This window comes from Sphingomonas arvum, from assembly GCF_026013565.1.
In the GTDB taxonomy this organism is placed as follows: Bacteria; Pseudomonadota; Alphaproteobacteria; order Sphingomonadales; family Sphingomonadaceae; genus Sphingomicrobium; species Sphingomicrobium arvum.
The window spans coordinates 601,340-626,846 of sequence record NZ_JAPDOB010000001.1 but is presented as its reverse complement, the minus strand read 5'-3'; the positions used below and the strand labels follow the sequence as shown (position 1 = coordinate 626,846).

General features: G+C 68.5%; 28 protein-coding genes and 2 tRNA genes. 17 read left to right on the top strand and 13 right to left on the bottom strand.

Going from position 1 to position 25,507, the window contains the following annotated elements; genetic code table 11:
• Window positions 1-2: 2 nt before the first annotated feature.
• Genes OMW55_RS03075 through OMW55_RS03065 form a run of 3 tightly spaced genes read left to right on the top strand, consistent with a single transcriptional unit; the run spans window position 3 to window position 3,482 of the window.
• Window positions 3-1,211, top strand: coding sequence for a hydrolase (locus tag OMW55_RS03075; RefSeq protein ID WP_264880731.1), 1,209 nt, complete (start codon window positions 3-5; stop codon window positions 1,209-1,211).
• Entirely contained in the window at window positions 1,208-2,224 is a 1,017-nt protein-coding gene (locus tag OMW55_RS03070; RefSeq protein ID WP_264880730.1) for an arginine N-succinyltransferase, read from the top strand. The genes OMW55_RS03075 and OMW55_RS03070 overlap by 4 nt, the downstream gene beginning before the upstream one ends.
• 4 nt (window positions 2,225-2,228) lie before the next feature.
• Window positions 2,229-3,482, top strand: coding sequence for an N-succinylarginine dihydrolase (locus OMW55_RS03065; RefSeq protein ID WP_264880728.1), 1,254 nt, complete (start codon window positions 2,229-2,231; stop codon window positions 3,480-3,482).
• Window positions 3,483-3,830: 348 nt separating this feature from the next.
• Here OMW55_RS03065 and OMW55_RS03055 read toward each other — a convergent pair whose 3' ends face one another.
• Window positions 3,831-4,163 carry a hypothetical protein gene (locus OMW55_RS03055; RefSeq protein WP_264880726.1) on the bottom strand — a complete coding sequence of 111 codons (333 nt, stop codon included), beginning with the start codon at window positions 4,161-4,163 and terminating at the stop codon, window positions 3,831-3,833.
• 40 nt (window positions 4,164-4,203) lie between these two features.
• Window positions 4,204-4,443, bottom strand: a complete 240-nt coding sequence (locus OMW55_RS03050) for a hypothetical protein (protein WP_264880724.1) — start codon at window positions 4,441-4,443, stop codon at window positions 4,204-4,206.
• A gap of 226 nt (window positions 4,444-4,669) precedes the next feature.
• On the opposite strand from OMW55_RS03050, the gene OMW55_RS03045 reads away from it, so the two are divergent.
• Window positions 4,670-4,825, top strand: a complete 156-nt coding sequence (locus OMW55_RS03045; RefSeq protein ID WP_264880723.1) for a hypothetical protein — start codon at window positions 4,670-4,672, stop codon at window positions 4,823-4,825.
• Window positions 4,826-4,860: 35 nt separating this feature from the next.
• Here the strand turns inward: OMW55_RS03045 and OMW55_RS03040 are convergent, their stop codons facing one another.
• On the bottom strand, window positions 4,861-5,034 hold the full coding sequence (locus OMW55_RS03040) for a hypothetical protein (protein WP_264880721.1): 174 nt from the start codon (window positions 5,032-5,034) through the stop codon (window positions 4,861-4,863).
• A gap of 586 nt (window positions 5,035-5,620) precedes the next feature.
• Here OMW55_RS03040 and OMW55_RS03035 point away from each other — a divergent pair.
• Window positions 5,621-6,004 carry an OmpA family protein gene (locus OMW55_RS03035; protein ID WP_264880719.1) on the top strand — a complete coding sequence of 128 codons (384 nt, stop codon included), beginning with the start codon at window positions 5,621-5,623 and terminating at the stop codon, window positions 6,002-6,004.
• Window positions 6,005-6,100: 96 nt separating this feature from the next.
• Here the strand turns inward: OMW55_RS03035 and OMW55_RS03030 are convergent.
• Window positions 6,101-6,177: transfer RNA gene (locus tag OMW55_RS03030), tRNA-Arg, on the bottom strand.
• An 84-nt stretch (window positions 6,178-6,261) separates the two neighbouring features.
• Between OMW55_RS03030 and OMW55_RS03025 the strand changes: the two genes are divergently transcribed.
• Window positions 6,262-6,762, top strand: a complete 501-nt coding sequence (locus OMW55_RS03025) for a hypothetical protein (RefSeq protein ID WP_264880718.1) — start codon at window positions 6,262-6,264, stop codon at window positions 6,760-6,762.
• On the opposite strand, the gene OMW55_RS03020 is transcribed toward OMW55_RS03025, so the two are convergent.
• On the bottom strand, window positions 6,759-7,340 hold the full coding sequence (locus OMW55_RS03020) for a GNAT family N-acetyltransferase (RefSeq protein ID WP_264880717.1): 582 nt from the start codon (window positions 7,338-7,340) through the stop codon (window positions 6,759-6,761). The genes OMW55_RS03025 and OMW55_RS03020 overlap by 4 nt on opposite strands.
• Entirely contained in the window at window positions 7,333-8,325 is a 993-nt protein-coding gene (gene hemB, locus OMW55_RS03015; RefSeq protein ID WP_264880715.1) for a porphobilinogen synthase, read from the bottom strand. The genes OMW55_RS03020 and hemB overlap by 8 nt, the downstream gene beginning before the upstream one ends.
• A gap of 49 nt (window positions 8,326-8,374) precedes the next feature.
• Here hemB and OMW55_RS03010 point away from each other — a divergent pair, with 49 nt between their 5' ends.
• The 3 genes from OMW55_RS03010 to OMW55_RS03000 are packed head-to-tail and all read left to right on the top strand — an operon-like array spanning window position 8,375 to window position 9,984.
• Window positions 8,375-9,277: a diacylglycerol/lipid kinase family protein gene (locus OMW55_RS03010; protein WP_264880714.1), complete on the top strand. Its 903-nt coding sequence runs from the start codon at window positions 8,375-8,377 to the stop codon at window positions 9,275-9,277.
• A gap of 24 nt (window positions 9,278-9,301) precedes the next feature.
• Window positions 9,302-9,688, top strand: coding sequence for a DUF1622 domain-containing protein (locus tag OMW55_RS03005; RefSeq protein ID WP_264880712.1), 387 nt, complete (start codon window positions 9,302-9,304; stop codon window positions 9,686-9,688).
• Complete coding sequence (locus tag OMW55_RS03000; RefSeq protein ID WP_264880710.1) at window positions 9,685-9,984, top strand: DUF1622 domain-containing protein; 300 nt, start codon at window positions 9,685-9,687, stop codon at window positions 9,982-9,984. The genes OMW55_RS03005 and OMW55_RS03000 overlap by 4 nt, the downstream gene beginning before the upstream one ends.
• Here the strand turns inward: OMW55_RS03000 and OMW55_RS02995 are convergent.
• From OMW55_RS02995 to OMW55_RS02970, 6 genes are all read right to left on the bottom strand, one after another.
• A complete protein-coding gene (locus OMW55_RS02995) occupies window positions 9,981-11,414 on the bottom strand; it encodes an MATE family efflux transporter (RefSeq protein WP_264880709.1) in 1,434 nt (477 codons plus the stop codon). The genes OMW55_RS03000 and OMW55_RS02995 overlap by 4 nt on opposite strands.
• A gap of 103 nt (window positions 11,415-11,517) precedes the next feature.
• A complete protein-coding gene (locus OMW55_RS02990; protein WP_264880708.1) occupies window positions 11,518-14,163 on the bottom strand; it encodes a valine--tRNA ligase in 2,646 nt (881 codons plus the stop codon).
• Between the two features lie 55 nt (window positions 14,164-14,218).
• Complete coding sequence (locus OMW55_RS02985) at window positions 14,219-16,279, bottom strand: alpha/beta hydrolase family protein (protein ID WP_264880706.1); 2,061 nt, start codon at window positions 16,277-16,279, stop codon at window positions 14,219-14,221.
• A gap of 44 nt (window positions 16,280-16,323) precedes the next feature.
• Window positions 16,324-16,752 (bottom strand): DUF2497 domain-containing protein, encoded by a 429-nt coding sequence (locus OMW55_RS02980; protein WP_264880704.1) that lies wholly within the window; start codon window positions 16,750-16,752, stop codon window positions 16,324-16,326.
• Window positions 16,753-16,768: 16 nt separating this feature from the next.
• Window positions 16,769-18,226, bottom strand: a complete 1,458-nt coding sequence (locus OMW55_RS02975) for a TolC family outer membrane protein (protein ID WP_264880702.1) — start codon at window positions 18,224-18,226, stop codon at window positions 16,769-16,771.
• Between the two features lie 12 nt (window positions 18,227-18,238).
• A complete protein-coding gene (locus OMW55_RS02970; RefSeq protein ID WP_264880701.1) occupies window positions 18,239-18,814 on the bottom strand; it encodes a protein-L-isoaspartate O-methyltransferase family protein in 576 nt (191 codons plus the stop codon).
• A gap of 190 nt (window positions 18,815-19,004) precedes the next feature.
• Between OMW55_RS02970 and OMW55_RS02965 the strand changes: the two genes are divergently transcribed.
• The 7 genes from OMW55_RS02965 (at window position 19,005) to OMW55_RS02935 (ending at window position 23,212) form a co-directional block, all read left to right on the top strand.
• Window positions 19,005-19,078: transfer RNA gene (locus OMW55_RS02965), tRNA-Cys, on the top strand.
• A gap of 26 nt (window positions 19,079-19,104) precedes the next feature.
• Entirely contained in the window at window positions 19,105-20,283 is a 1,179-nt protein-coding gene (locus OMW55_RS02960; protein WP_264880700.1) for an acetyl-CoA C-acetyltransferase, read from the top strand.
• Window positions 20,232-21,428: an NAD(P)/FAD-dependent oxidoreductase gene (locus OMW55_RS02955; protein WP_264880698.1), complete on the top strand. Its 1,197-nt coding sequence runs from the start codon at window positions 20,232-20,234 to the stop codon at window positions 21,426-21,428. The genes OMW55_RS02960 and OMW55_RS02955 overlap by 52 nt, the downstream gene beginning before the upstream one ends.
• On the top strand, window positions 21,428-21,748 hold the full coding sequence (locus OMW55_RS02950; protein WP_264880696.1) for a 2Fe-2S iron-sulfur cluster-binding protein: 321 nt from the start codon (window positions 21,428-21,430) through the stop codon (window positions 21,746-21,748). The genes OMW55_RS02955 and OMW55_RS02950 overlap by 1 nt, the downstream gene beginning before the upstream one ends.
• 5 nt (window positions 21,749-21,753) lie before the next feature.
• Window positions 21,754-22,104 (top strand): YbaN family protein, encoded by a 351-nt coding sequence (locus tag OMW55_RS02945; RefSeq protein ID WP_264880695.1) that lies wholly within the window; start codon window positions 21,754-21,756, stop codon window positions 22,102-22,104.
• A gap of 18 nt (window positions 22,105-22,122) precedes the next feature.
• On the top strand, window positions 22,123-22,566 hold the full coding sequence (locus OMW55_RS02940; protein WP_264880693.1) for a copper chaperone PCu(A)C: 444 nt from the start codon (window positions 22,123-22,125) through the stop codon (window positions 22,564-22,566).
• Window positions 22,544-23,212: an SCO family protein gene (locus OMW55_RS02935; RefSeq protein ID WP_264880691.1), complete on the top strand. Its 669-nt coding sequence runs from the start codon at window positions 22,544-22,546 to the stop codon at window positions 23,210-23,212. The genes OMW55_RS02940 and OMW55_RS02935 overlap by 23 nt, the downstream gene beginning before the upstream one ends.
• Here OMW55_RS02935 and OMW55_RS02930 read toward each other — a convergent pair.
• Entirely contained in the window at window positions 23,209-24,072 is an 864-nt protein-coding gene (locus OMW55_RS02930) for an alpha/beta fold hydrolase (protein WP_264880690.1), read from the bottom strand. The two genes, OMW55_RS02935 and OMW55_RS02930, sit on opposite strands and share 4 nt — an antisense overlap.
• Window positions 24,073-24,109: 37 nt before the next feature.
• Between OMW55_RS02930 and OMW55_RS02925 the strand changes: the two genes are divergently transcribed.
• Complete coding sequence (locus OMW55_RS02925; protein WP_264880688.1) at window positions 24,110-25,480, top strand: protein adenylyltransferase SelO family protein; 1,371 nt, start codon at window positions 24,110-24,112, stop codon at window positions 25,478-25,480.
• The last annotated feature ends 27 nt before the right edge of the window (window positions 25,481-25,507 follow it).

Sequence of the window (25,507 nt, the reverse complement as noted above, 5' to 3'; positions counted from 1 at the left end):
GCATGGGGGACCTGACCTCTTTCGAACGTGACCTGACCGAGCGCGCCGCGGCCGAGCCGATGCTGCGCCGCACGGAGCTGTGGGCGGAGATCAACAGCGGATCGGGTAACCTCTCCGGGCTCGCGCTGATGGCCGGAACGCTGGCCGATTGTTTCTCGACCCTACCGGGCGAGTTGCGGCTGCGCGATCCGGCGTCGGTCACTGCGGTGGACGCCGCGGGGCGTGAGCTGCCGGTGGCGCATGGTCAGAACCTGCACCTGACGGTGCGGCCGAACGCGCCGGTGCAACTGCTGTTTACGGGACACATGGACACCGTCTATCCAGCCGATCACCCGTTCCAGTGCGTCGACTGGAAGGAGGACGGCGTGCTCGGCGGGCCGGGTGTGGCCGACATGAAGGGCGGGCTGTCCGTGATGCTGGCGGCACTCACCGCGCTGGAGCGGGCGGCCGGCGCCGAACGCATCGGCTATGAAGTGGTGATCAACAGCGACGAGGAAGTCGGCTCCCCTGGGTCAGCCGCGCTGCTGGCGGCCGCGGCACGGGGCAAGCGCGCGGCGCTGACCTATGAGCCGGCCGCGCTGCCGGACGGAACGCTGGCCGGGGCGCGGCCGGGCAGCGGCAATATCAGCTTCGCGGTGACCGGCCGCGCGGCTCATGCTGGGCGCAATCCGGAGGACGGGCGCAACGCGGTGGTGGCGGCGGCCGACCTGGCGCTGCGCCTGTGCCGGCTGGTGCAAGACGGGCTTAGCGTCAACGTCGCCCGGTTGGACGGCGGGGGGCCGAACAATGTCGTACCGGACCGCGCGGTGCTGCGGGTCAACCTGCGGCCAGTCGACGCCGCACGGCAAACCCGGGCGGAAGCTGGGATCGCCGCGGCGATCGCCGACGTCGCGCGGGACCATGAGGTCGCCATTCACTCCCACGGTGGCTTCGGGCGCCCGCCCAAGCCGCTGACCTCAGCCGCCGAACAATTGTTCGGGCTCGTCCGTCAGGCGGGCGCCGACCTCGGCCAGCAGATCGGCTGGCAGCCGTCGGGCGGCGTGTGCGACGGCAACAACATCGCGGCCTGCGGCGTGCCGGTGGTCGACACCATGGGCGTGCGCGGCGGCAAGATCCATTCGGAGGAGGAATATCTGATCGTCGACTCCTTCTCCGAACGGGCTGCGCTCTCGGCCCTGACCATCTGGCGCCTGGCCGCGGAGGCTGCATGAGCTTTCGCGTCCGCCCGGCCAATCCCGACGATTTCGACGCTATCTATGAGATGGCCAAGCTCACCGGCGGCGGGTTCACCAACCTCCCGGCCGACAAAGGCACGCTGGTCAGCAAGCTCGCCAAGTCGGAGGATGCGTTCGACAAGGTCGAGGAAGTCCAGGGCAACGACTGCTACATCTTCGTGCTGGAGGACCCCGCCGCCCGCGTGATCCGCGGCACTTGCCAGGTCTTTGGGCAGGTCGGGGTCACCCAGGCCTTCTACAGCTATCACCTGTCGACGTTGACCCAATGGTCTCCGGAATTGGGCAAGACCTTCCGGAACCAGATGCTCACGCTGACCACCGACCTGGAAGGGTCGAGCGAGGTCGGCGGCCTGTTCCTGCACCCGGCGATGCGGGCGGGCGGCCTGGGCCTGCTGCTGGCGCGCAGCCGCTACCTGTTCATCCGCCAACATCGCGAGCGGTTCGGGGACCGGCTGTTGGCTGAGTTGCGCGGGGTCATGGACCAGGCCGGCAATTCGCCCTTCTGGGATGCATTGGCAGGTCGCTTCTTCGACATGAGCTTTCCCGAGGCCGACGCGTTCAACGCCGTCAATGGCACCCATTTCATCGCCGAGCTGATGCCCAAGTCGCCGATCTACGTCTCCCTGCTGCCCGACGCCGCCCGCGCGGTGATGGGCCAGCCCCACCCCACCGGGCGCGCGGCCCTGCGCATGCTCGAGGGCGAGGGGTTCGCGTTCGACCGCTACATCGACATCTTTGATGGCGGCCCCACGGTGGTGTCTCGCACCGATCAGGTGCGAACCGTACGCGAGGCGGTGGCGGAAAAGGTGGTCGAGGTCGGCGACGGGGGGTCGATGAAGATGCTGCTCGCAACCGGACGCTTGAAGAGCTTCCGCGCCTGCCTGGGCGAAGTGCGCCGGATCGACAACGAGGGACTCGCGCTGAGCGCCGACACCGCGGCACTGCTAGAGGTCCGTGAGGGCGATACCGTCCTGGCGGTGAGCCGCTAGGCCGATGGCGCTGCAGGAGATCAACTTCGACGGTATCGTCGGGCCGAGCCACAATTACGCAGGCCTGAGCTTCGGCAACCTTGCCGCGATGCGCAATGCCGGCGCGACCAGCCAGCCACGCGCAGCGGCGCTGCAGGGCCTCGACAAGATGCGGGCCAATCTGGCGCTTGGATTAGCCCAGGGCCTGTTCGTGCCGCAGCCCCGCCCTGCCCGTTCGTGGCTGGCGCAGCTTGGCACCGCGCCGGAGCAGGCAGAGGCGGCGCTGCTCGCGAATGGCATGTCGGCCAGCGCCATGTGGGCGGCCAATGCGGCAACCGTCTCCCCCGCCCCAGACACGGCCGACCGCCGCACGCACCTGACCGTCGCCAACCTCAAGTCCATGCCGCATCGCAGCCACGAGTGGCCGGCCACGCTGGCGCAGCTGAAGCTCGCCTTTGCCGACGAGCAGCACTTTGCAGTGCACGGACCGGTGCCGCCGGCGTTCGGCGACGAGGGTGCGGCCAATCACATGCGGCTTACCAATCGGCACGGCGAAGCCGGCGTAGAGGTCTTCGTCTATGGCCTGACCGGCGGCGCCTTTCCGGCGCGCCAGCACGTTGAGGCCTGCCGCGCGGTCGCCCGCCTGCACGGGCTCACCCCGGATCGCACCCTGTTTGTGCAGCAGTCGGAACAGGCGATCGCGGCCGGGGCGTTCCACAACGATGTCGTGGCCGTCGCCAACGAACGGGTGCTGTTCGCGCACGAACAGGCCTTCGCCGACAAGCAGCGCTTCCTGGCCAGCCTCGGCAGTCTGTTTCCCGCTCTCGACTATGTCGAGGTTCCGGCCGCGGAAGTCGGGCTTGAGGACGCGATCCGCTCCTACCTGTTCAACGCGCAACTGGTCACGCCGCCGGACGGCCGCACCACCCTGATCGTGCCGGAGGAAGCGCGTGAAACCCCCGCCGTATGGGCCTGGCTGCAACGGCACCTCGCCGGCAACGGTGCGATCCGGCGGGTGGAGGTGGTCGACGTACGCCAGTCCATGGCCAATGGCGGGGGCCCGGCCTGCCTGCGCCTGCGGGTGGTGGCGGACCCCGCCACCGTCGATCCCCGCTTCCTGGCCGACGAGGGCAAGCTCGACCGGCTGGCCTCCATTGTCGCGCGCGAATGGCCCGAAGAGATCGATCCAAACGACCTGCGCCGCAACGATCTGCTCGAACAGGTGGAACGGGCACGGACGGCACTGCTCGACGCATTGGGGCTAAGCGAGCTGACCTGATCCTTTCAGAGCGTCGGTTTTTCTTACAAGTGAACAGGTCTGGTTAACGCAGGATTGGCGGAACTCTGCGGCTGGCACGTGCATTGCTTAACCATATGGCAATGCTTCGACGTCTCGGCCGCCTGTTCGTCATCCGCACCCGCTGGGAAGCGTGGGCCGTGATCTGGGCGATCACACTGGGCGCAGTGGAGCGCGGCAAGACCTATCTCGCGACCTACCCGGGGTGGCAGGGCTGGATGTTCTTCGTGGTTTGCACGCTGGTGGTGTTCGTTGCCGGCCCCAAGCTGCTGGACAGCGTTCGCCCCGCTCCAGCGCCGGCGAGGATCGTGAAGGCCCCGGCCCGTCGGCTCAGTCGTAGTCGACCCAGGCCAAGCCGTCGGCCCGCCGGTTCAGAGACACCGACTTGGTCTCGCAGAAGTTGATTGCCGGCCAGACCACTGGTCCGTTTCCGCTGGTCGCACGAACATCGAAGGCGCAGCCGTCGTCATCCACGCTGACCGAGGTGCGCGCGCCCGGCGACAAGCCTGGTGCGAATGGCCTCCACTCACTTGCGCCCGGCGCGCGAAGCGCCAGTTCCTTCAGCAGCCCGCCGGCCTGATTGACGATGGCGATGCTGCGCTGTGCCCCCAGGCTCGGTCCCGCGATCGCGGTCAGTAGGGCAAAGGCGGCGACTCTCTTCATCACCGCCGTTCTATAGCCGAAACGACGATGGCTGGCGAGGTCAGGCCGCGAGCTTGGGCCGTCGCGGACCGCGGCTGTGGAACGGGGTAGATGTTCCATGGGCGTAGCTCTCGCTCAGCGGCAGCGCGGTTCCGCAGAAGCCACACTCCGCCAGCAGTCGGCCGATCAGCCAGTGGCTACGGCCGCAACCGGGGCAGCGATTGACCGCATTCTCACGATAGACGGCATGATAGCCTCGGGCCGCGGGATCGAAGTGATGGCCGTGGGTGGAGTTCAGCATGGTACCGCGTCCTGTTCATGTCGTTTGGTACGTAGAACGAGCGATGAATCGTTGGGTTTCATCGGTAAGCGGAACCGGCCGCACTGTAACCACGGCGCCACAGCCCTGTCCCGCGATGAAACGTTGCGGACGTGCGCCAGCCGGGCTGTGGATATTTACCACTCGGTAGGACTCTCCCCCCATGCTCTGCTACGCACGATTTGGGGAATAAGCGCGGGGACGGGCAGTGGAATCAAACCAGCGTTACTACTTCCGCCGGGCGGCGGAAGAGCGGATGGCCGCACAACGGGCAATCACCGACAATGCCCGCCAATGGCATGCCAGGTTGGCGCAGCAGTTCGCTGCCCGCGCTGCCGAGGCGGAAAGCCTGTCAGCGGCCTGAACTGACACCGATTACCGGGCGATCGTTCCGAACCGTCACTTCCGGCGGCAGTCTGCCGTGCCCTGCAGCGGTACCATAGCGATCAGATAATCGTCATGGCGCGCCCGCTTGTACCCGGCCTCACCCTTCAGGCGGAGCAGGCCGAAATCGTGACCGGCGATCCAATGGAGGTCGAGGCCGGGCCGCTTGTGATTGAGGGCCAGACCCATCGCCCATGATTGTCGATGTCGTGATCCAGATCGCGGGCCAGCAACGCGCCATTGTCGACCCCGACGTAAGCCAAGCGGTGACGAACTGCGGCCCGCGCGGCGACCGCAGACGTGGTCACCGCCGCCAGCAGCGACTTCTTCATAGTTGAAAGCACCCGCTCGTCCTCGGCCTAACGACCGGCGACGGCTTCACGCCACCGCGCTAACTGGCGGCGATGGCGACGGCAGCACCAACCTCTCTTATTCATGGTCAACGGCCTGTTCGACTTAGGCCGGGATGAGGCGGGCTCGGCTGGGCGCAAACCAAGGTAAAGCTGAACGAGTCGGCACTGGTGCTATTCGACGATCCGCCAGCCCGAAATCAGCGACACAGACCTGCCCGGATGGCTCGGTCATCCTGGCGACCAACCCCTGCGCGGTGGAGCCACCCCCGGCTCCCGAGCCCGAACGCGGCTGAGCGCAGCCGCCGGTCCGATCAGCAAGCCCACGAGGGCTCGCTCCGCCGGCTTCTTGCCTGCACGCTGGACTTCGCCAAACAGCGCGGTAGGTACGGACCGGCTCGGTGCCATTAGCTCTCAAGGTCACCATGCTTCTGCTCTTGCTCGCCGCCCTGACTGCCTCCCCCTCTGCGCCGGAGCCCGCCCCGCAGTCCATCTACTTCGACAGCGGCAAGGGGTCCGAAATCCGGCCGGAATGGACCGAGGTGCTCGATGCCGTCGCGGCCAGCCTGCGCCAGCGCGGTGGGCGCGTCCGCCTGGACGGCTTCTCCGATCGGTCAGGCCCCGAGGGCGCAAACCGGCGAGTATCGGCTGAGCGCGGACAGGCGGTGCGCGCCGCCCTGATCGAGCGTGGTGTGCCCAGCGGGTCCATCGCCGCTGTCGTCCATGGCGAAGACGATTCCCTGGTGCCCACCGCCGACGGCGTCCGCGAACCTCAGAATCGTCGAGTGGACCTTACCCTGCTGCCGTAAGGCGCGGCTGCCAAGATAGAACAGCCGGGCTCGAAACGGGCCACGTGGCCCTGAACCACAAAAGGGGCCCTCCAGCCGGAGAACCCCTTTGGGAAATGGCGCGCCCGGAACGATTCGAACGTCCGACCCTCAGATTCGTAGTCTGATGCTCTATCCAGCTGAGCTACGGGCGCCTGCCGTGCGGGGCATCTAGGGGGATGCGGCGAGGCGCGCAACCCCTTGTTGCAGGCGCCGGGCGTGCCCTACAGCTTGTCGCCATGCGCAGCCTTGCCCCGCTCCTTCTCACCCTTGTCCTCGGCGCCTGCGCCGGTCGCCAGCAGCCCGATGAGCCGAGCCTGGCCCCGCGCGCCGCCGAGCGGATCGACCCGCGCGTGCCGGTGCCGGACACCAGCATCGAGTTGCCGGCCAGCGTGGACGTCCGCGCCCGGCTCGACCGCTTGCTGGCCGATGTCCGCAACGCACAGGGCGGTGCCGACGCCGCGATCTCTGCGGCGGAAAGCGCGGCGGCGCGGGCCGGAGCGCGGTCGGGTGAGGCCTGGGTGCAGGCGCAGCAGCTATTGTCGGCCGCAATCGCCGCCCGTTATCCGATCACGCGAGCCCTGGGCGACGTTGACGCGCTGGCGACGGACGCGGTGCAGCAGCGGGGCGGCCTGGTGCCGGCCGATCTTGCCAACGTGCGTGCGGCAGCGGCGCAAGCGGCGGCGATCGACGAGCGGCAGGCCGAGCGCATCGCTGCCGTGCAGGCCCGTCTGCGCTAAGCCAGAGCGGCGGCGCGCGCGGCCGGCCAGTCCCCGGCCTCGATTCGATGCACAATACTTGGGTTCAGTTCGCCCGGGCTGGCGAACCGCGTATCGATGAAGTCGAGGTCCCCCCGCCGGTTCATGCCCAACCGCCGCATCAGGCCCTGGCTAGCAGCGTTGCCGGGAACGGTCAGCGCAATCACAAACGGCGCTCCATACCGGTCGAACGCGAGGTCCAATGACGCGATCGCCGCCTCCTTGGCATAACCCAGTCCCCACGCGTCCTCGCGCAGCCGCCAGCCGATCTCGAACTGACCGTGCAGGGCCTCCCCGCCCGGCGCATTGACCCGTTTCAGCCCGCAGAAGCCGAGCAGCGCGTCGTCCTCGCGTCGCTCCACAATCCAGAACGTGTGGCCGAAATCGCGCTGGAAGCCGTCGATCCGGTCGAACGCCGCGTCCATTGTCGCGCGGTCAGCCACCCCGCCGAGCCAGCGCATGACCGCTGGCGTGTTGGTGACCCGGCTGAACTCGTCCCGGTCGCCCGGCCCCCAGGTCCGCAGCCGCAGCCGCTCGGTCTGGGCGACCACCTCAGGCACCGATCAGCCGTGCCGCGTCCACCGCGTGGTAGGTCAGGATGCCGGTGGCTCCCGCCCGCTTGAACGCCAGCAGCGTCTCCAGGATCAGCGCATCGCGCTCGGCCGCCCCGGCGGCGGCGGCATGCTCGATCATCGCATATTCGCCGCTCACCTGGTAAGCGAACACGGGCAGGCGGAACTCACGCCTGACCGCCGCGACGATGTCGAGGTACGGCAGGCCGGGCTTCACCATCACCATGTCGGCGCCCTCGGCGATGTCCAGCGCCACCTCGCGGAGCGCTTCCCCCGCGTTGGCCGGGTCCATCTGATAACCGCGCTTGTCGCCCTTCAGCAGGCCGCGGCTGCCGACCGCATCGCGGAACGGCCCGTAAAACGCAGAGGCATATTTGGCGGCATAGGCCATGATCGCCGTATCGATCTTGCCGGCGCCCTCCAGCGCGGCGCGGATCGCTGCCACCCGCCCGTCCATCATGTCCGACGGCGCGACGATGTCGGCTCCGGCCTCGGCCTGCACCAGCGCTTGGCTGACCAGCACCGCGGTGGTCTCGTCGTTGAGCACCCGCCCACGCTCGTCGACCAGGCCATCATGGCCGTGCGCCGTATAAGGATCGAGCGCGACGTCGGTCAGCACGCCGATGTCCGGACAAGCGTCCTTCACCGCCCTCACCGCCTGGCAGATCAGGTTGTCGGGGTTGAGCGCCTCTTCCGCCCGCTCCGACCGAAGGCCCGCGGGCGTGTTCGGAAACAAGGCGACACACGGAATGCCGAGTGCCGCAGCGGCCTTGGCCTGCGCCCCGATGCGGTCCACCGTCCAGCGGCTGACGCCCTGCAGCGCGGCGATCGGCTCTTCGCAGCCCTGCCCGGCGCAGACGAACAACGGCAGGATGAAGTCGCTCGGATGCAGCCGGTGCTCGGCCAGCATGGAGCGCATCCACGGCTCGGTGCGGCCGCGCCGCATGCGGATGGCGGGAAAGGAAGCGGTCATGGCGCCGCCTTTAGCGGGAAAGAAGCGGCGTCCCAAGCATTGAGGGGGCATGCCGAACGATGCGCTTCCGAAACAGGCCGTGCTGGTCGTCAACGCCATGAGCCGCAACGGGGCGGACGCCTTTGAGCAGGCCTGCACCATGCTGGCCGAGCATGGGGTCGACCTGATCGAAGCGCATCCGATCAAGGATCCCGACGGGTTGCAGAAGGCGGTCAGGAAAGCGCTGGCCCAGAGGCCGCCGATGATCATCGTCGGCGGCGGCGATGGTTCGCTGTCCTCGACCATTGACGACTTCCTCGGCACCGACACGGTGTTCGCCATCCTGCCGCTGGGCACCGCCAACAGCTTCTCGCGCTCGCTCGGCATGGGGCCGGACCTGGAGGCCGCGGTGGACACCATCGCCAACGGCCGCAAGCTGCGCATCGACCTGGGCGCGATCGACGGCGACTATTTCGTCAACGCCGCCGCCATGGGCCTCAGCCCCCTGATCGCCGAAACCATCCCCCACAAGCTCAAGAAATATCTCGGGATCGTCGGCTACCTGCTGTGGGCGGTGCGTCTGGCCTTCAAGTTCCAGCCGTTCCGGCTGACGGTCGACGACGGCGAAAAACAGCATCGCACCTGGGCGACCGAAGCGCGCATCTTCAATGGGCGTTACCATGGCGGCGTGGAGCTGGTCGACGACGTGGACCTGCAGAGCGGCGACATCGTCGTGCAGGCCGTGACCGGACGCAGCCTGTTCGGACTGGCGTGGAGCTGGTTTGCCACCCTGTTCAAGCTGCGCAGCCGCAAGCAGACGACCACCGAGTATCGTGGCACCAGATTGCGGATCAGCGCCAAGCCGACCCAGCGGATCTCCATCGATGGCGAGCTGTCGGGCTCAACCCCCGTTACCGCTGAAGTGGCTCGAGCGGCCGTGTGGGTAGCTGCGCCACGAACGGCGGAGACCTAAGCGCCACCGAGGCGTTCGCCGCGCATGGACGAGCTTCTCAAGACCATCACCATGACGCTGGCCAGCGCCGCGGAAGGCGCAGCGGCGCTGATCATTGCGTTCGCCGTACTGGAAGCGGTGTTCGGCGCGGCGGTCCTGTTCGTGCCGCGCAGCTGGCGCGGCGCCGAGCGCCATCAGCTGGCCGAAAAGGAAGACGTGCGCCTGCGGCTTGGACGGTGGCTCGCGGTGGCGCTCGAGTTCCTGCTGGCGGCCGATATCCTGCGCACAGCGGTGGCGCCGACCTGGGATGAGATCGGCAAGCTGGCCGCCATTGCGGCGCTCAGGACCTTGCTCAACTACTTTCTCCAGCAGGAGATCGACCGGGCGAAGGACCGCGCGCCGGCAGCGGCCGCGTCGACGCCCGAGCCATGATCGAGGCCATCCGGCTCGGCGCCAGGCTGATCGAGCTCTGTGGCGGAGCGGTAATCGCCTGGGCCATGCTGCAGGCGATCACTGCCGGCGCGGGCGCGCGGTTCAGCGATGCGGCGGTCGGTCGCATGCGTCAGGTGATGGCGCAGGGCGTGGTCAGCGCGCTAGGGCTGATGACCGCCGCCACGCTGCTCAAGACCATCACGCTACGCAGTTGGAGCGCGATTGGCATGTTCGCCGTCATCCTGGCGCTGCGCACGCTGGTGAAGCGCACGCTGGCGGCCGAGGCGCGGGCTTAGATCGGCGCCGTCGCCGCCTCCTGCGGCTGGGCCGCGGGCGTTCCGATGCGCGCCCGGCGCCAATGACCCGATTTGTAGTAAGCGACCGCGAGCGCCAGATTGACGATCGTGCTTGCGGGAAAGCTCAGCCAGAGCGCGTCCGCCCCCAGCCATGGCTGCGCGAAATAGGCAAAGCCCAGCCGGACCGGCAGCAGGCCGATGGCGAGGATCACCAGCGGGCCCATTACCGCGCCGTTGGCCCGGACGGTCCCGAACAGCACAAGAGTTATGCCAAACACCAGGAAGCTCCAGGTCGCCAGCAACTGGATGCGCTGGGCGATCGGCAGCGCGGGGCTAGCGGTGCCGAGGAACAGCGACAGGGCGGGCCGATCAAACAGGGTAAACAGGCCGATCAGCAGCGCGGTAATCGCCAAGGTCTGCACAACGCCAAGCCGGGTGATCCGCGCCACCCGGTTCCAGCGGTCGGCACCGATGTTCTGAGCCGTCATCGAACTGACTGCCGCGCCGAACGCCATCGCCGGCATCTGGATGTAGGTCCACAGCTGCATGGTGACGCCGTAAGCGGCGGTGGTATGCACGCCATAGCTGTTGACGAGCCCGACCAGCACCAGGCTGCTGACCGAAATCACGATCATCTGCAGGCCCATCGGAAAGCCCTTGAACACGATCGTCCTGAGGCAGCCGCCGGCGGGCTTGAGGTAGGCCAGCTCGGCCCCGCGCAGCCGCAGCGGCAGGTCGCGCAGGTACAGGTAGGCGATCAGCCCGGCCAACGCGACCCAATTGGCGATCACCGTTGCGGTGGCGGAGCCGGCGATGCCGAGCCGCGGAAAGGGCCCGATGCCGGCGATGAACAGCGGGTTGAGGCCGCTGTCGAGCAGCACAGAGAGCCCCATGAACCACAAGGGCGTCAGGCTGTCGCCGCTGCCGCGCAGGCTCATCATCAGCAGCACCAGCAGGATGGCCGGCGGCATGCCGAGGAAGATGATCCGCAGATAGTCGTCAGCAAGCGGAACGGCTTCGGGCGGCGTGCCGAGCAGGCGCAGCACGTAAGGCGATAGGAACCAGCCCGCGACCGCCACAGCGATCCCCAGCAGGCCGAAGAAGCCGAACGCCGTCCCGAATGCCCGCCGCGCTGCATCCAGGTTACGCCGGCCGAACGCCTGCCCGATCAGGATCGAGCTGGCCATCGAAAAGCCGAAGGTGAAAGCGGTCAGCACGAACACTGTCATGTTCGCGTTGGCCGTCGCCGCCAGCGCATCCTCCCCGATCAGCCGCCCGACCCATGCCGAGTTGATCGAGCCGTTCAGCGACTGGAGGATGGACGAGCCAAGCGTCGGCAGCGCGAATGCGAGCAGGGTCGAGCCGATCGGCCCCGTGGTCAGGTCGCGGCGATTAGGCGAGCTGCGGGTCGCGGGTTCTGCGTCGGCCAAGTCATTTCCCTCGTCATGCCGGATATGAACCGGCATTCGCCTGCCGCTCTAACGCCGTCGCAGGGAACGCGGACCCCGGCTCAAGGCCGGGGTGACGAGTGCTTTACCCCAACCGACCTAACGCCGCTGCCAACCGCTCTGCCTCCGCGGCCCGCGCCGCATGATCCGCCCGCGCTTTCTCCACCGCTTCCGGCTTGGCCCGCTCGGTAAAGCTGGGGTTGCCCAGCCGTGCCGCCAGATTGTCGCGATCCTTCTCCACCGCCGCGACCGCCTTGGCGAGGCGGCTGCGCTCGGCGTCGAGGTCGATCGCGTCCCCCAGCGGGAACGCGATGGTCGCACCCGCCGCAACGATCTGGGCCGAGCCTGCGGGCGGGACCTCCGCCGCAACTGGCGGATCAAGCTTGGCCATCCGCGCAAGCGTCGCCGCGTTGGCGGACAGGCGCTCGATGGTCCCGGTGTCAGCTCCGATCACGTGCGGCGTCAGGCTTGCTGTCCAGGGAATATTGAGTTCGGCCCGCAGGGCGCGCGCTTCGGCAATGACCTCGACCAGCCCGCCGATCTCGGCACGCGCCGCCTGGTCCGGCTGCGCGGCCGGGTCCGGCCACCGGGCCACGATCAGATCATACGGACGCTCACCCATCGCGTGCCACAGCTCTTCCGTGACGAACGGCATGAACGGATGCAGCATGACCAATATCTGGTCGAACGCCCAGGCCGCGACGGCCTTGGTCTCCTCGTCCCAGGCCCCTTTCACCAGTTCCACATACCAGTCGCAGAAGGTGCCCCAGGTGAAGTGGTAGACAGCGTCAGCCATGCCGTCGAAGCGCAGCTCGTCGAACGCGCGATTGAGGCGGCCAAGCGTCTCCACCACCTCGCCGATGATCCAGCGGTTGACCGGCAGACTGGCCGCAGGAGCCTCGATCGAGGCTGAACCGCCCACCCCATTGCCCTTCAGGAACCGCGCCGCATTCCACAGCTTGGTCGCGAAGTTGCGATATCCCTCGACCCTTTTCTCATCGAGCTTGATGTCCCGGCCCTGGCTCTCCATCGCCGCCAGGGTGAAGCGCAGCGCGTCCGCGCCATACTTGTCGATCAGCCCCAGCGGATCGACCGTGTTGCCCTTCGACTTGGACATCTTCTGGCCCTGCGCGTCGCGGACCAGCCCGTGCAGGTAGAGCGTGCGCCACGGCACGCTCTCCTCCAGCGACTTGCCGTCGCCGCCCATGAACTCCAAGCCCTGCATCGCCATTCGCGCATCCCAGAAGAACAGGATGTCGAAGCCGGAGATGAGCACATCGTTCGGATAGTGGCGCTTGAGGTCGTCCGTCTGCTCGGGCCAGCCCAGCGTGGCGAACGGCCACAGGGCCGACGAGAACCAGGTATCGAGGACGTCCTCGTCCTGCCGCAGCGGCCTGTTGCCGGCCTGCTCCCGCGCCTCCTCCTCCGTCGCTGCGACATAGGCGTTGCCCTCGTCGTCGAACCACGCCGGAATGCGATGACCCCACCACAGCTGGCGCGACACGCACCACGGCTGAATGCCTTCCAGCCAGTTGTACCAGGTCTTCGACCATGTCTCCGGCACGATCCTGATCGCGCCCGAGCGGGTCGCTTCCATCGCCCGCTCGGCCAGCGGCTTGGCGTTTACATACCATTGGTCGGTCAGCCACGGCTCGATCACCACGCCTGACCGGTCGCCATACGGCGTGGCGATGGTCCAGTCCTCGACCTTGACCAGCGCGCCTTCGGCCTCGAGCAACTGCACCACCCGTTGCCGTGCGTCGAACCGCTCGCGGCCAATCAGTTCCTCGGGCACCAGTCCGTCCGCCGTCTGGCAGACGTGGGCCGCGGCATCGAGCATGTTGAGCATGTCCCCGGCCTTGATCCCGGCCCGCCGGCCCACTTCGAAGTCGTTGAAGTCGTGGCCGGGCGTGATCTTCACCGCGCCCGACCCCAGCTCCGGATCCGCATGCTCGTCGGTGATGATGGGGATCAGGCGGCCGGTGAGCGGAAGCTTGAGCTGCTGGCCGACCAGATCGCGATAGCGCTCGTCGTCGGGGTGCACCGCGACCGCCATGTCGGCCAGCATCGTCTCGGGCCGGGTCGTCGCCACTTCGACGTGCCCCGAGCCGTCGGCCAGGGGATAGCGCAGGGTCCAGAACTTGCCCGGCACCTCGTTGGTCTCGACCTCCAGGTCGGAGATGGCGGTCTGGAACTTGGGATCCCAGTTCACCAGCCGCTTGTCGCGATAGAGCAGCCCGCGCCCGTGCAATTCCACGAACACCTTGGTCACCGCCGCCGAGAAGCCGGGGTCCATGGTGAAGCGCTCGTTGGCCCAGTCGCACGAGGCGCCCAGACGGCGCAGCTGGCGCGTGATCTGGCCGCCGCTTTCTTCCTTCCACTCCCAAACGCGGTCCACGAACTGGTCACGGGTGAAGTCGGTGCGCTTCTGCTGCTGTTCTGCGAGCTGTCGCTCGACCACCATCTGGGTCGCGATGCCCGCGTGGTCCGTCCCGACCACCCACAGGCTGTCCTTGCCCTGCATACGCGCGCGCCGGACCAGGATGTCCTGCAGCGTGTTGTCGAGCGCGTGGCCGATGTGCAGGCTGCCGGTGACGTTCGGCGGCGGCATGACGATGGTGAACGGCTCCGCGTCCCCGCGCTCGGGGCGGAACAGGCCGGCGGTTTCCCAATGGTCGTACCAGCGGGCCTCGATGGGGCCCGGCTCAAAGGTCTTCGGCAGTTCGGTCATGCGCGGCGGTTAGCTGTGCGGGTTGCCCCGCACAACTCTCAGGTCCGCTTCTGGCCTACTGCTGCGCTGCCTCGGGCTGCTGAGCGCCGGTCCACTTGCCCATCCAGCGTTCGACCTCACGATACCACTGGATCGAGTTCTGCGGCTTCAGCACCCAGTGGTTTTCGTCCGGAAACACCACCAGTCGCGACGGAATGTTGCGCCGCTGCAAGGCCGTGAACGCCGCCAGCCCCTGCGTGTACGGAATGCGGAAGTCCTTCTCCCCGGTGATCACCAGCTGCGGGGTCTTCCATTTGGCGACGTGGTTGACCGGGTTCCAGCGCTCGAAGGCGGCCGGGTCCTCGTAATAGGTCTTGCCGCCATGCTCCCACTCGTCGAACCACAGTTCTTCGGTCTCGTACGCCATGGCGCGGGCGTCGAACACGCCGTCGTGCTGGACGATGCACTTGAACCGGTCGGGCCAGTTCCCCTCGATCCAGTTCATCATGTAGCCGCCGTAGCTGGCGCCCAACGCGCAGGCGTTGTCGGCCTGCAGCTGCGGGTCCTTGGACGTGGCATAGGCCAGCCCAAGCTGCAGGTCCTGCAGCGGCTTGCCGCCCCAGTCGTTGGTGATCGCGTCGGTGAAGGCTTGGCCGTAACCGGTCGAGCCGTGGAAATCGACGCTGACAACCCCGTAGCCCAGTGACGCCAGCACCCGCGGGTTCCAACGGTAGGACCAGCCATTGCCGAAGCTGCCCTGCGGTCCGCCATGGACCACGAAGGCGATCGGCAGGGTCTTGTTCATGACCGGCTTGACCTTGATGCCCCACACCTTGTCGCCGTTCGCGCCGGCGAAGCTGAAGCGGTCCACGGTCACTGGATCGAGTTCCCGCAGCAACTCGGCATTGACGTTGGTCAGCTGGACCGGCTTGCCGCGTCCGCGCAGCAGGTAGAGGTCGTCGGGCGCCTGAATGCTGTTGCTGGTGAACAGCACCGCGCCGTTCTTCAGGGCGTGAACGTTGCCGGCGTGTCCCTGCTGGGTCAGGCGGGTGACGCGGCCGCTCTTCACGTCCACGCGCCACACCGGTGCTTCCAGCGTGTCCTCTGCGGTGACCAGGATCGAGCGGCCGTCCGGTGCCCAGGCGATCGAGCCGACCGACCGGTCCCACCCTTGCGTCAGCGGCCGCACGGTGCCGCTGGCGATGTCGCGCAGCATCAGCACTTGCCGGTCCGACTCGTAGCCCGGACGCGCCATCGCGACATAGGCCAGCGTGCGCCCGTCGGGCGACACGGTCGGCAGGTTGTCGGTGGCGTCGTTCGCGTCCGTCAGGTTGGTCGGCGCTGCCGACCCGTCCGCAGGGGCGGAAAAGATGTCGAGGTTGGTCGAGGTCGACTCGATCCGCCCGGCCTCGCGCAGCGCAAAGAACACGGTGCGGCCGTCGCGCGACCAGCTGATCTCCTCGCCGCCGCCGTACGGCTTGGACGGCGTATCGCCGACCAGCCCGCCGGTGACGCGTACGCCCATGCCGGTCAGCCGGCCGCCTTCGATCGGAAAGGTGTAGATGCGGCTCCGCGTGCCCGGTTCGGCCCACGTGTCCCAGTGACGCACGAACAGCTGGTCATACGTGCGGCCTGACCCGCCTTCCTTCGCGGCGAACGTCGTCGCCGCGCACGCGAGGTCCGGGCAATCCTTCTGGTCGGCCCACACCAGCACGCGGTCGCCAGTCGGCGACAGCTTGAACCCGGACACGTCCGCGCCGAAGTCGCTGATCGCGACTGCCTGGCCGCCGAGCGGCATACGGTGCAGCTGGTCGCGCTCGCCAACGGCCTTCAGGAAGTAGAGCGCGCCATCGGGTCCGAACACCGCGTCATGCCCGCCCTCGGCTCCGGCGACCGGCTGCGGCGCTGCGCCGCGCTTCGTAAGGTCGAGCAGATGGAGGACGTTGTTGCGCTTGTTGGCGGCAAGGTCGGTCGTCGAGAGGGTGAAAACCGCGTAGCGCCCGTCCGGCGACACCTCGGGCGCACCCAGCCGGCGCATGTTGTGCATGTCGGTGGCGGTCATCGGCCGCCCGGCGGCGACCTGCGGAGCGAGGAGGGCGGCAACGGCCGCGGCGGTGAGGAGGGCGGTTCTGATCATGACGCCGAGGGGTAGCAGCGCCGTAACGAACCGCAAGTGCCTGCCTAGAAGCGCTGCCCCGTGATCCGCCCGATCTCGCGCTTCACATGCTCCTCCACGATTCGCGGCAGGTGCTGATCGAGCCAGTCCTTGAGCGCCGGGCGGAGCATGTCGCGGACCATCTGCTCCAGCGGGTGCTCGGCCGGCGATGAGGGCGCCAGGGCGGCAGCCTGTTGCAGCTCGGCCAGGCGCGCGCGGCTCGCCTCGGCCGCATCGCTTCCGACCAGCGGCGGCTCGAGGTCGGCGGCCGGAAGGTTCAGCTCCTCGACCATCGACTCGTCCAGTTCCAGCACGGGCGAGGTCTCATCCTCGTCGGTCGGCGGCGGAGTCGGCGCGGTCACCCGGCTGGCGACTCGCAGCTCCTTCTCCTCGGCCATCACGCGCTTGATGGCCGCCAGCGCCTGTTCCATCGACGGGTCGTGAGCTTCCTGCATGGCCGGCAGGCTAGCCTTAACGTGGCGGGCCCGCCACCCCCGTCGCAGCTGGCGCAACCGACGTCGCGGGCGTTTCGGCCGGAGTCACGGTTCGCGTGGACCGCACCGGGTGGCGCGGCTCCCCGGACCAGTCGCTCCAGCCGCCGGTCACCCGGCGGTAGTTGCCCGTCGGATCGTACAGCGGCCCGCCTTCAAGGCCCAGGTCGTCCGCCTCAGCCTGTCCCATGGCGTTGAGCAACTGAAAGCCGGCGACATAGGCGTCGCGCCGGGCGCTTACCAATTGGACCTGGCTGTTGAGCAATTCCTGCTCGGCGTTCAGCACTTCGATCACCGTGCGGGTTCCGACCGTGCGTTCGGCGCGGGCGCCCTCAAGGGCCAGCTCGTTGGCCGAAACCGCCACCTGGTTGGACTGGATGGCGCGCTGCGCTGCGTCATACGAAGCCCAGGCTGACCGGGCGTTCGCGACCACCGCGCGCTCGGTCCCGATTACCTGCTCCTGCACCTGGCCCTCGATCGCCTGGGCCTGGCGGATGCGGGCCGAGGGCAGGCCGCCCTGGTACAACGGAATGCGGGTGTTGACGCCGATGCTGGTCTGGGTGCCGGCCCGCGGAAACCCGCCGCTGCTGCCGCCAACCGTGTTCACATAGTCGCCCGATACGACGCCCGACACGGTCGGCAGGCGGTCGGCCCGCGCGACGTTGACGTCCAGCCCGGCGGCGCGCGCCTGCCGGGTGATGGCGATGATGTCCGGGTTCTGAACCAGCGCAATCCGCACCGCTTCTTCACCGCTGGTTGGAAGCGGCGGCAGCGGATCGGGCGGCGCGAGCTCGCCCGGACTGCGCCCAATGATGCGCCGGTAGCTCTCCTCGCTGCCCGCCAGGCGAGCGCGGGCGGTCTCCAGCTGGGCGCGGGCGAGGCTGAGGCGCGCTTCGGACTGCGCCACGTCGGTGCGGGTCACGTCGCCGATCTCGAACCGGTCGCGCACCGCTTCCAGGTTGGTGGTGAGGACCCTGATCTGGTTCTGGTTCAGTTCAACGATGACCCGGTCGCGGACCACATCCATGTAGGCGGTCACCGCGTCGGTGAAGACGTCGCCCTCGACCGCGCGCAAGGTGGCGCGGCCCGCCTCCACGCGGGTGCGCGCCGCCGCCACCGAGTTGCGGACCCGGCCGCCCTGGAACAGCGGCAGGCTGAGGTCCAGCCCGCCCGATACGACCGGGCCCTTGCCCCGGCCGGTGTCGAGGACGCCGGACCGGGTCAGGTCGCGGTTGAGGCCGACCGTCGCCGCCACTTGCGGGCGGCTCTGCGAGCGGGCGATTGCCACGGTCGCGTCGGTGGCCTGCAGCGCCTCGCGCTGGGCGTTGATGGTCGGGTTCGCCTGGTAGGTGGAGACCAGCGCGGCACGCAGTGTGTCGGCGGCGGCGGGACCGGCGACCAGGGCAGCCGCGGCGGTGGCAAGGAGAATGCGCTTCAAGCTAGTCAGCTCCTAGAAGACAAAGGCGCGGGGCCGGTCGAAGCCCGGCAGGCGGGCTGCCGCGGCGTCGGCAATGGACTTGGTTCCGAAGGCTCCTGCGCGCCGGCCGATGACCAGCCGCTGAACCCCATTTTCGATCAGGCAGGTGCCAAGGCGCCCGCCCTCCCGCAGCTGGGCGATGATCGTGTCGGGGATGACCTCGACCGCTCCGTCCAGGATAATTACGTCGTAAGGTCCACCGCCGGCCAGACCCTGGGCAAGGTCGCCTTCGGACAGCGTGACCACGTCCACGCCCATTGCCGCCAGCACGGCCGCCGCATAGGCCGGAGCAGTGCCGACCACCAGCGCGCGCTCGCCGGACCGGGGCCCCAGCTCCGTCAGCATCCGGCCAAGCGTCGCCGGCGGGCTCAGCGCCTTGCCACCGCCCAGGTCCAGGATGCGATCCATGTAGGCCACCGGCTGCACCGCCTCCGGCACGAACTGCTCACGCGGGACCGCCGCCATGGCCGCGACGACAAGTGGATCGGTGACCGCCTGCGGGCGAAGCTGGCTGTCGACCATGACTCGACGGGCCTTTGCGTAATCCAATCCGGTTCCCCTGCGCTCGCGCTGTGTTATGCGATCAACACACTTGTTGCAACTGCTCTTACACGCGTGGCCTCCCCTTGCTCAAGCGAAGCGCGTAGCTTTCGTCGAGCAAACCCGCCGTCCGTCGAGCGCTTGGCCCGGTTGACAGGGCGCGGCCTCCTCCCCCAAGGCGCTCCCGACGCCGCGTCGGGGCCCGATGGCGGAGTGGTTACGCAGAGGACTGCAAATCCTTGCACGCCGGTTCGATTCCGGCTCGGGCCTCCAACTCTCCCGCGGCCAGGGGAACGCAAATGGCCGAAGCCTACATCGTCGCAGCCGCCCGCACCGCCGGAGGTAAGCGCGGCGGCGCCCTCAAGGACTGGCACCCGGCCGACCTGGGCGCGAAGGTGCTCGACAGCCTTGTCGAACGCTCCGGCATCGACCCCGCCGCCGTCGAGGACGTGATCGCCGGCTGCGTCGGACAGGTCGGCGAACAGAGCTTTCACATCGGCCGCAACATGGTGATGGCGTCGGGCCTGCCCGACAGCGTCCCGGCCGTCAGCATCGATCGGCAGTGCGGCTCTTCCCAGCAGTCGCTCCACTTCGCCGCGCAGGCGGTGATGAGCGGCACGCAGGACGTGGTGATCGCCTGCGGCGTTGAAAGCATGACCCGCGTGCCGATGGGCCTGCCGGTCATCCTTCCGATGCAGGCCGGGATCGGCATCGGTCCCTGGCCGCAGTCGATCAAGGACCGCTACGGGGTTAGTGAATTCAGCCAGTTCACCGGCGCCGAGATGATCGCCCGAAACTACTCCATGAGCCGCGAGGAGCTGGACGCCTTCGCGCTTGAGAGCCACAGGCGCGGCGCAGCGGCGACCGAGCGGGGTGACTTCCGCGACGAGGTCGTGCCGCTGACGGTCGTCGATGCCGACGGGACGGAGCGCAAGCACCAGTTCGACGAAGGCGTGCGATTCGATGCCTCGCTCGAGGGCTTGGCATCGCTCAAGACGCTCAAGCCCGACGGCGTGGTCACCGCCGGCAACGCCAGCCAGATCTGCGACGGCGCGTCGGGCGTCATGGTCGTCAGTGAGCGCGCGCTCAGGGACCACGGCCTGACCCCGCTCGCCCGGGTCGACCACCTCACCGTCACCGCTGGCGATCCGGTGATCATGCTGATGGAGCCGATTCCCGCCACCCGCCGTGCGCTGGAGCGCTCCGGCCGCCGGATCGAGGACATCGACCTGTACGAAGTGAACGAGGCATTCGCCCCCGTGCCGCTGGCCTGGCTGCGCGAGCTTGGCGGTGACCCCGATCGTCTGAACGTCAACGGCGGCGCCATTGCGCTTGGCCATCCGCTCGGCGCCTCCGGCACCAAGCTGATGACCACCCTGCTTCATGCCCTCAAGAAGCGGGGCAAGCGTTTCGGGCTGCAGACCATGTGCGAAGGCGGCGGCATCGCCAACGTGACGATCGTCGAGGCGCTGAACTGACCTTCGACGTCCTGATCGTCGGCGCAGGCCACGCCGGAGCCTCGGTCGCGATCCATCTTCGGCAAGCTGGGTTTACCGGCTCGATCGCCATCCTTGGTGACGAGCCGGAGCTGCCCTACGAGCGCCCGCCGCTCAGCAAGGACTATCTGGCCGGCAAGAAAGGTCGTGAGGACTTCCGCTTCCGCTCAGCGGAGTTCTGGGCCGAGCGCGACATCCGGCTCATCGCGGGCGAGCGGGTGACTACGGTCCACCCCTCCTCCGTCCACTGCGCGGCCGGGCGTGAGCTCCACTTCGGCCAGCTCGTCTGGGCCGCCGGGGGTCGGGCGCGCCGCCTCCCGGGTGCGTACGCTATCCGGACGCTGGCCGATGTCGACGCGCTCAAGGCCAGCCTGCCAGGCGCGACCCGTATCCTGGTGGTCGGCGGCGGCTGGATCGGACTGGAAGCGGCGGCAGTGCTGGCCACCGCCGGCAAGCAGGTCGTGCTCGCCGAGTCGCAGAACCACCTCCTCGCCCGCTGCTCGGCCGCCCTCCTGTCCGACTTTCTGCTCGCCCAGCACCGCGGTCACGGCGTCGACGTCCGGCTCGCCTGCGGCCAACTGGACCCGGTCCGTTTCGACCTGACGGTCGCCGGCATCGGCATCGAGCCCAATGTCGAGCCGCTGCTCGCCGCTGGCGCTGACGGCAACGATGGCGTGCTGGTGGACGAATTTGGCCGCACCAGTCTGCCGAACGTCTGGGCTGCCGGCGACTGCGCCCTTCATCGCAATCGGTTTGGTCCCGACCGCCCGGTGCGCATCGAGTCGGTCCAGAACGCCGCCGACATGGGCGCCTGCGTCGCGCGCGCCATCGCCGGCGATCCGCAGCCCTATGCCGCGCTGCCCTGGTTCTGGTCCAACCAGTACGACCTCAAGCTCCAGACAGTCGGCCTCAGCCACGATCATGACGAGGTCCTCGTCCGCGGCGATCCGGCCATCGGCAAGTTCGCTGTCATCTACCGCCGCGCCGGCCGCGTGATCGCGCTCGATTGCGTCAACAACACCCGCGACTATGTGCAGGGCCGGGCGTTGATCGAGCGCGGCGTGAGGCTGGACGGCGCGCTGCTCACCGACGCCGACCGCCCGCTCAAAAGCCTGCTGGAGACCTGATGCCCATCACCGTGTCCGTGACCACCCGCGACGGCCGCACCAAGGACCTGACCGCCATCGCCGGCCGCTCGCTCATGGAGAATCTCCGCTCCGGCGGGATCGAAGAAATCTTGGCACTGTGCGGCGGGTGCTGCAGCTGCGCCACTTGCCACGTCTATGTCGACGACCAATGGCTCACCGCCATGCCGCCGATGAGCGAGGACGAGGACGACCTGCTCGACACCAGCGGCGCCCGCGAGGCGAACAGCCGCCTGTCCTGCCAGATCCCCGTCACGCCCGAGCTCCACGGCCTCGCCGTCACCGTCGCACCCGAAGATTGAGGCGGGTGCGCCGGACACTGTTCCTGCTCGCCGGCGGGCTGTTCTTTACGGTTGGCTTCGTGGGGATGTTCGTGCCCCTCCTGCCCACCGTCGTCTTCTGGATCATCGCCGCCTGGTGCTTCGGCCAGTCCAGCCCGCGCTTCGAGGCCTGGCTGCTTCGCCACCCGACTGTCGGTCCGCACATCCTTGCCTGGCGTCAGCGCGGAGCGATCAGCCGGCGCGGCAAGCTCGCGGCCACCGCCGGGCTCGCGGCCAGCAGCGCCATCGGCCTGCTGGCGCTTCGGCCGCCCTGGTCACTGGCGCCGCTCGCTGCCTGCCTGATCGTCGGCCTGTTCATCTGGACCCGACCCGACTGAGTGCGTAAGGCGCGCGCCATGCGCACCCTGCTCGCCTTCACGGCCCTGTTGTCCGCGCCGGCACTGGCCGCGGCGCCGGCGATCCATGTCACGGGCTGGGCGCGGCCGACAGTCGCCGGACAAGCCGCTGGCGCGGCCTATCTCACCATCCACAATGCTGGCTCCGGCGCGGACCGGCTGGTGGGTCTGAGCAGTCCAGCGGCGGCAATGGTGTCCGTGCACCAGACGAGCACGGCCGGCGGCGTGGCCCGGATGCGGCCGGCCGGCCCGCTCGCGGTCGCTCCGAACCAGACGATGACCATGGGCGCGGGCGGCCTGCACGTCATGCTGATGGGCCTCAAGGCGCCGCTTCGCCCCGGCGCCCGCCTGCCGCTCACCTTGCGATTCGAACGCGCCGGGCTCGTCCGCACCAACCTCCTGATCCAGATGAGCGCACCCGATGCCGGACATGCCCACCACTGATCCTCGGCCCAACGCCGCCCTGCGCCGGATCCGGCTGCTGGTCTGGGTCCTGGTGGCGCTCGCCGCCCTTGGCTTCGCGTACCTGTGGCTGACCACACAGCGCGGCGACCGCTCGGAAATGGCCGTCACCCCGCAGGGTCAGGCGAGCTCGTCCGGCGTCCAGCTCGGCGGCCCCTTCACCCTCACCGGTGCCGACGGCAAGCCCTTCTCCAGCGCCCAGGCGCTCGCCGGCAAGCCGTACGTCATCTTCTTTGGATTTACGCACTGTCCGGACGTCTGCCCCAACACGCTGGCCCGCCTGGCGCAGCTGCGGCAGAAGCTGAATGCCGGTCCTCGCCCGTTCGAGATCGTGTTCGTCACCGTCGACCCGGAGCGCGACACGCCGCAGGCCGTCGGCAGTTACGCCCAGCTGTTCAACACGCCGATCATCGGCCTGACCGGCACCCGCCAGCAGATCGACCAAGTCGCCAAGCAGCACGCCATCTACCAGGCCAAGGTCAAGGATCCCGCCTCGCCCGACGGCTACACCATGGACCATGGCGCCGCGGCGCTGCTGTTCGGCCGCGACGGCCGCTTCGTCTCGACCATCGCGCAGGAAGAGGGCGACGACGTTGCGCTCGCCAAGCTTAGGCGGATCGTCGCCTAGCGCTCCACCCGCGCCAGCAGCCGCTCCACTGCCTCGATAGATTCTGGTTCGTCGAAGCTAGGCGCATGGCCGACATGCGGCACGGTCACCAGCTCAGCGTTTTCGCCCAATTCGGCGACCATCCGCTCGGCCACATCGGCCGCGAACAGGTCGCTCAGCTCCCCGCGCAGCACCGTCACCGGCTTGCCCTTAAGGTACCCGAGCAGCGGCCACAGGTTCGGCTGGGTCGCCTCGTTGGCCTGCGCGAAGGGCTCGGCAATTGCCATGTCATAGTCGAACTGCACGCCGCCCTCTTCCTCGCGGCAGCAGCGGCGGGCGAAGCGCTCCCACTCGGCCGGCGTCCACTTCGGGTAGACATCGCTGGCGCGGGCCGCGAACGCCTGGCCAGCCTCCGCATAGTCGACGAACCGCGCCTGCTTGCCGACATAAGTGCGGATGCGCTCGATCCCGCCGGGCGCGACCTCCGGCCCGATGTCGTTGACCAGCGCGCCTGCGATCCGCTCCTCCTCCATGGCCGCGATGATCATGGTGGTAAGCCCGCCCAGCGACGTACCCACGAACACCGCGTCGGCGATCCCCAGCTGGTCGAGCAGCTTCAGCACGTCTTTGGCATAGGTCGGCGGCAGGTAGTTGGCCGGCTGCGGGTCCGAATCGCTGAGGCCCCGTCCGCGGAAGTCGAGAGCCAGCACCCGCCATTCGCCAGCGAACCGGTCCGCCACCGGCTCGAAATCGCGCGCGTTGCGGGTCAGACCGGGCAGGCACAGGATCGGTGGCTGGTTCGGATCGCCACCGGAATAATCACGATAATGGAGCCGGACGCCGTCCGCGCTGTTGTAGTAGCGGTCCTCGAATGCGGCCAACGCAGCCTCCCTGTCTTTCTTCCCCTATCCGGACACGATGTCGCTAACGCAAGCCTATCGACCCGACCCGCGCATCCTGGAGCTTGGCGAAGCATTCTTCGACCCGGTCGAGCCCGCGCGCTTTCCGTCCGCGAGGGCGCGCTTCCTCAACCGGCGCGCAGCCGAGCCGCTCGGCCTGGCCGACATGGACTGGGAAGCGCACCTTCACCGCTTCGAGCCGCTGCCGGACAACCTGCCGCAGCCGCTCGCCCTGCGCTATCACGGCCACCAGTTCCGCTCCTACAATCCGGAACTCGGCGACGGCCGCGGCTTCCTCTTCGCGCAGCTGCGCGGCGCCGACGGCCGCCTGCTCGACCTCGGCACCAAGGGCTCCGGCCAGACGCCTTGGAGCCGCTTCGGTGACGGGCGCCTGACGCTCAAGGGCGCCGTCCGCGAAGTGCTCGCCACCGAGATGCTGGAGGCGCTCGGCGTCGGCACATCCAAAACCTTTGCGGTGTTCGAGACCGGCGAGGACCTCGTCCGCAACGACGAGCCTTCCCCCACCCGCTCGGCCGTGCTCACCCGGCTCAGCCACGGCCACATCCGCATCGGCACTTTCCAGCGCCTCGCCTACCACGACGACGCTGAGAACATGGCGCGGCTGGTCCGCTACTGCCTCCAGCACCTCTACGGCGACGACCCGGAAGCGGGCGCCGTGCAATTGTTCGACCGCGTTAGCCAGGCCACGGCCACCCTTGCCGCCAGCTACATGGCAGCAGGCTTCGTCCATGGCGTGCTCAACACCGACAACATCAACATCACGGGCGAGAGCTTCGACTACGGCCCGTGGCGCTTCACGCCTGACTGGGACCCGTCCTTCACCGCCGCCTACTTCGACCAGACCGGCCTCTATGCCTTCGGCCGCCAGCCCGAGGCCGTCCAGTGGAACCTGGCCCAGCTCGCCGGTTGCCTGACCTACGTCGCCGACGCAGCGGAGATCTCCGAGCTGCTGCAGGGCTGGGCCGATCGCTTCCAGGCCGCACTTATCGATGGTCTGCTGAAACGCCTAGGCATCGCCCACCTGGACGCCGACAGCGATCGTGCCCTCGCCCGTGCCACTGTTACGGCGCTGGCCGGCAAGACGGTGGAGATCGACCGCTTCTTCTTCGACTGGCGCGGCGGCCGGGTGCCCGCCGATCCGCGCTACGATGACCCGGTGTTCCACGACCTCCGCCAGCTGCTCGCCGGCCGCGAACGCCTACCGACCCACCCTTATTGGTCGGACCCGCAGCCCTGCTCGATGCACATTGAAGAGGTCGAGGCGATCTGGGCGCCCATCGCGCAAGGCGATGACTGGACGGCCTTCGACGCCAAGGTCGCCGCCATCCGCCGCATGGGCGATGCGATGCGCGACGGGGCGCCCGCTTGACCGGCTCGCCCTCATGCTCGACACGCC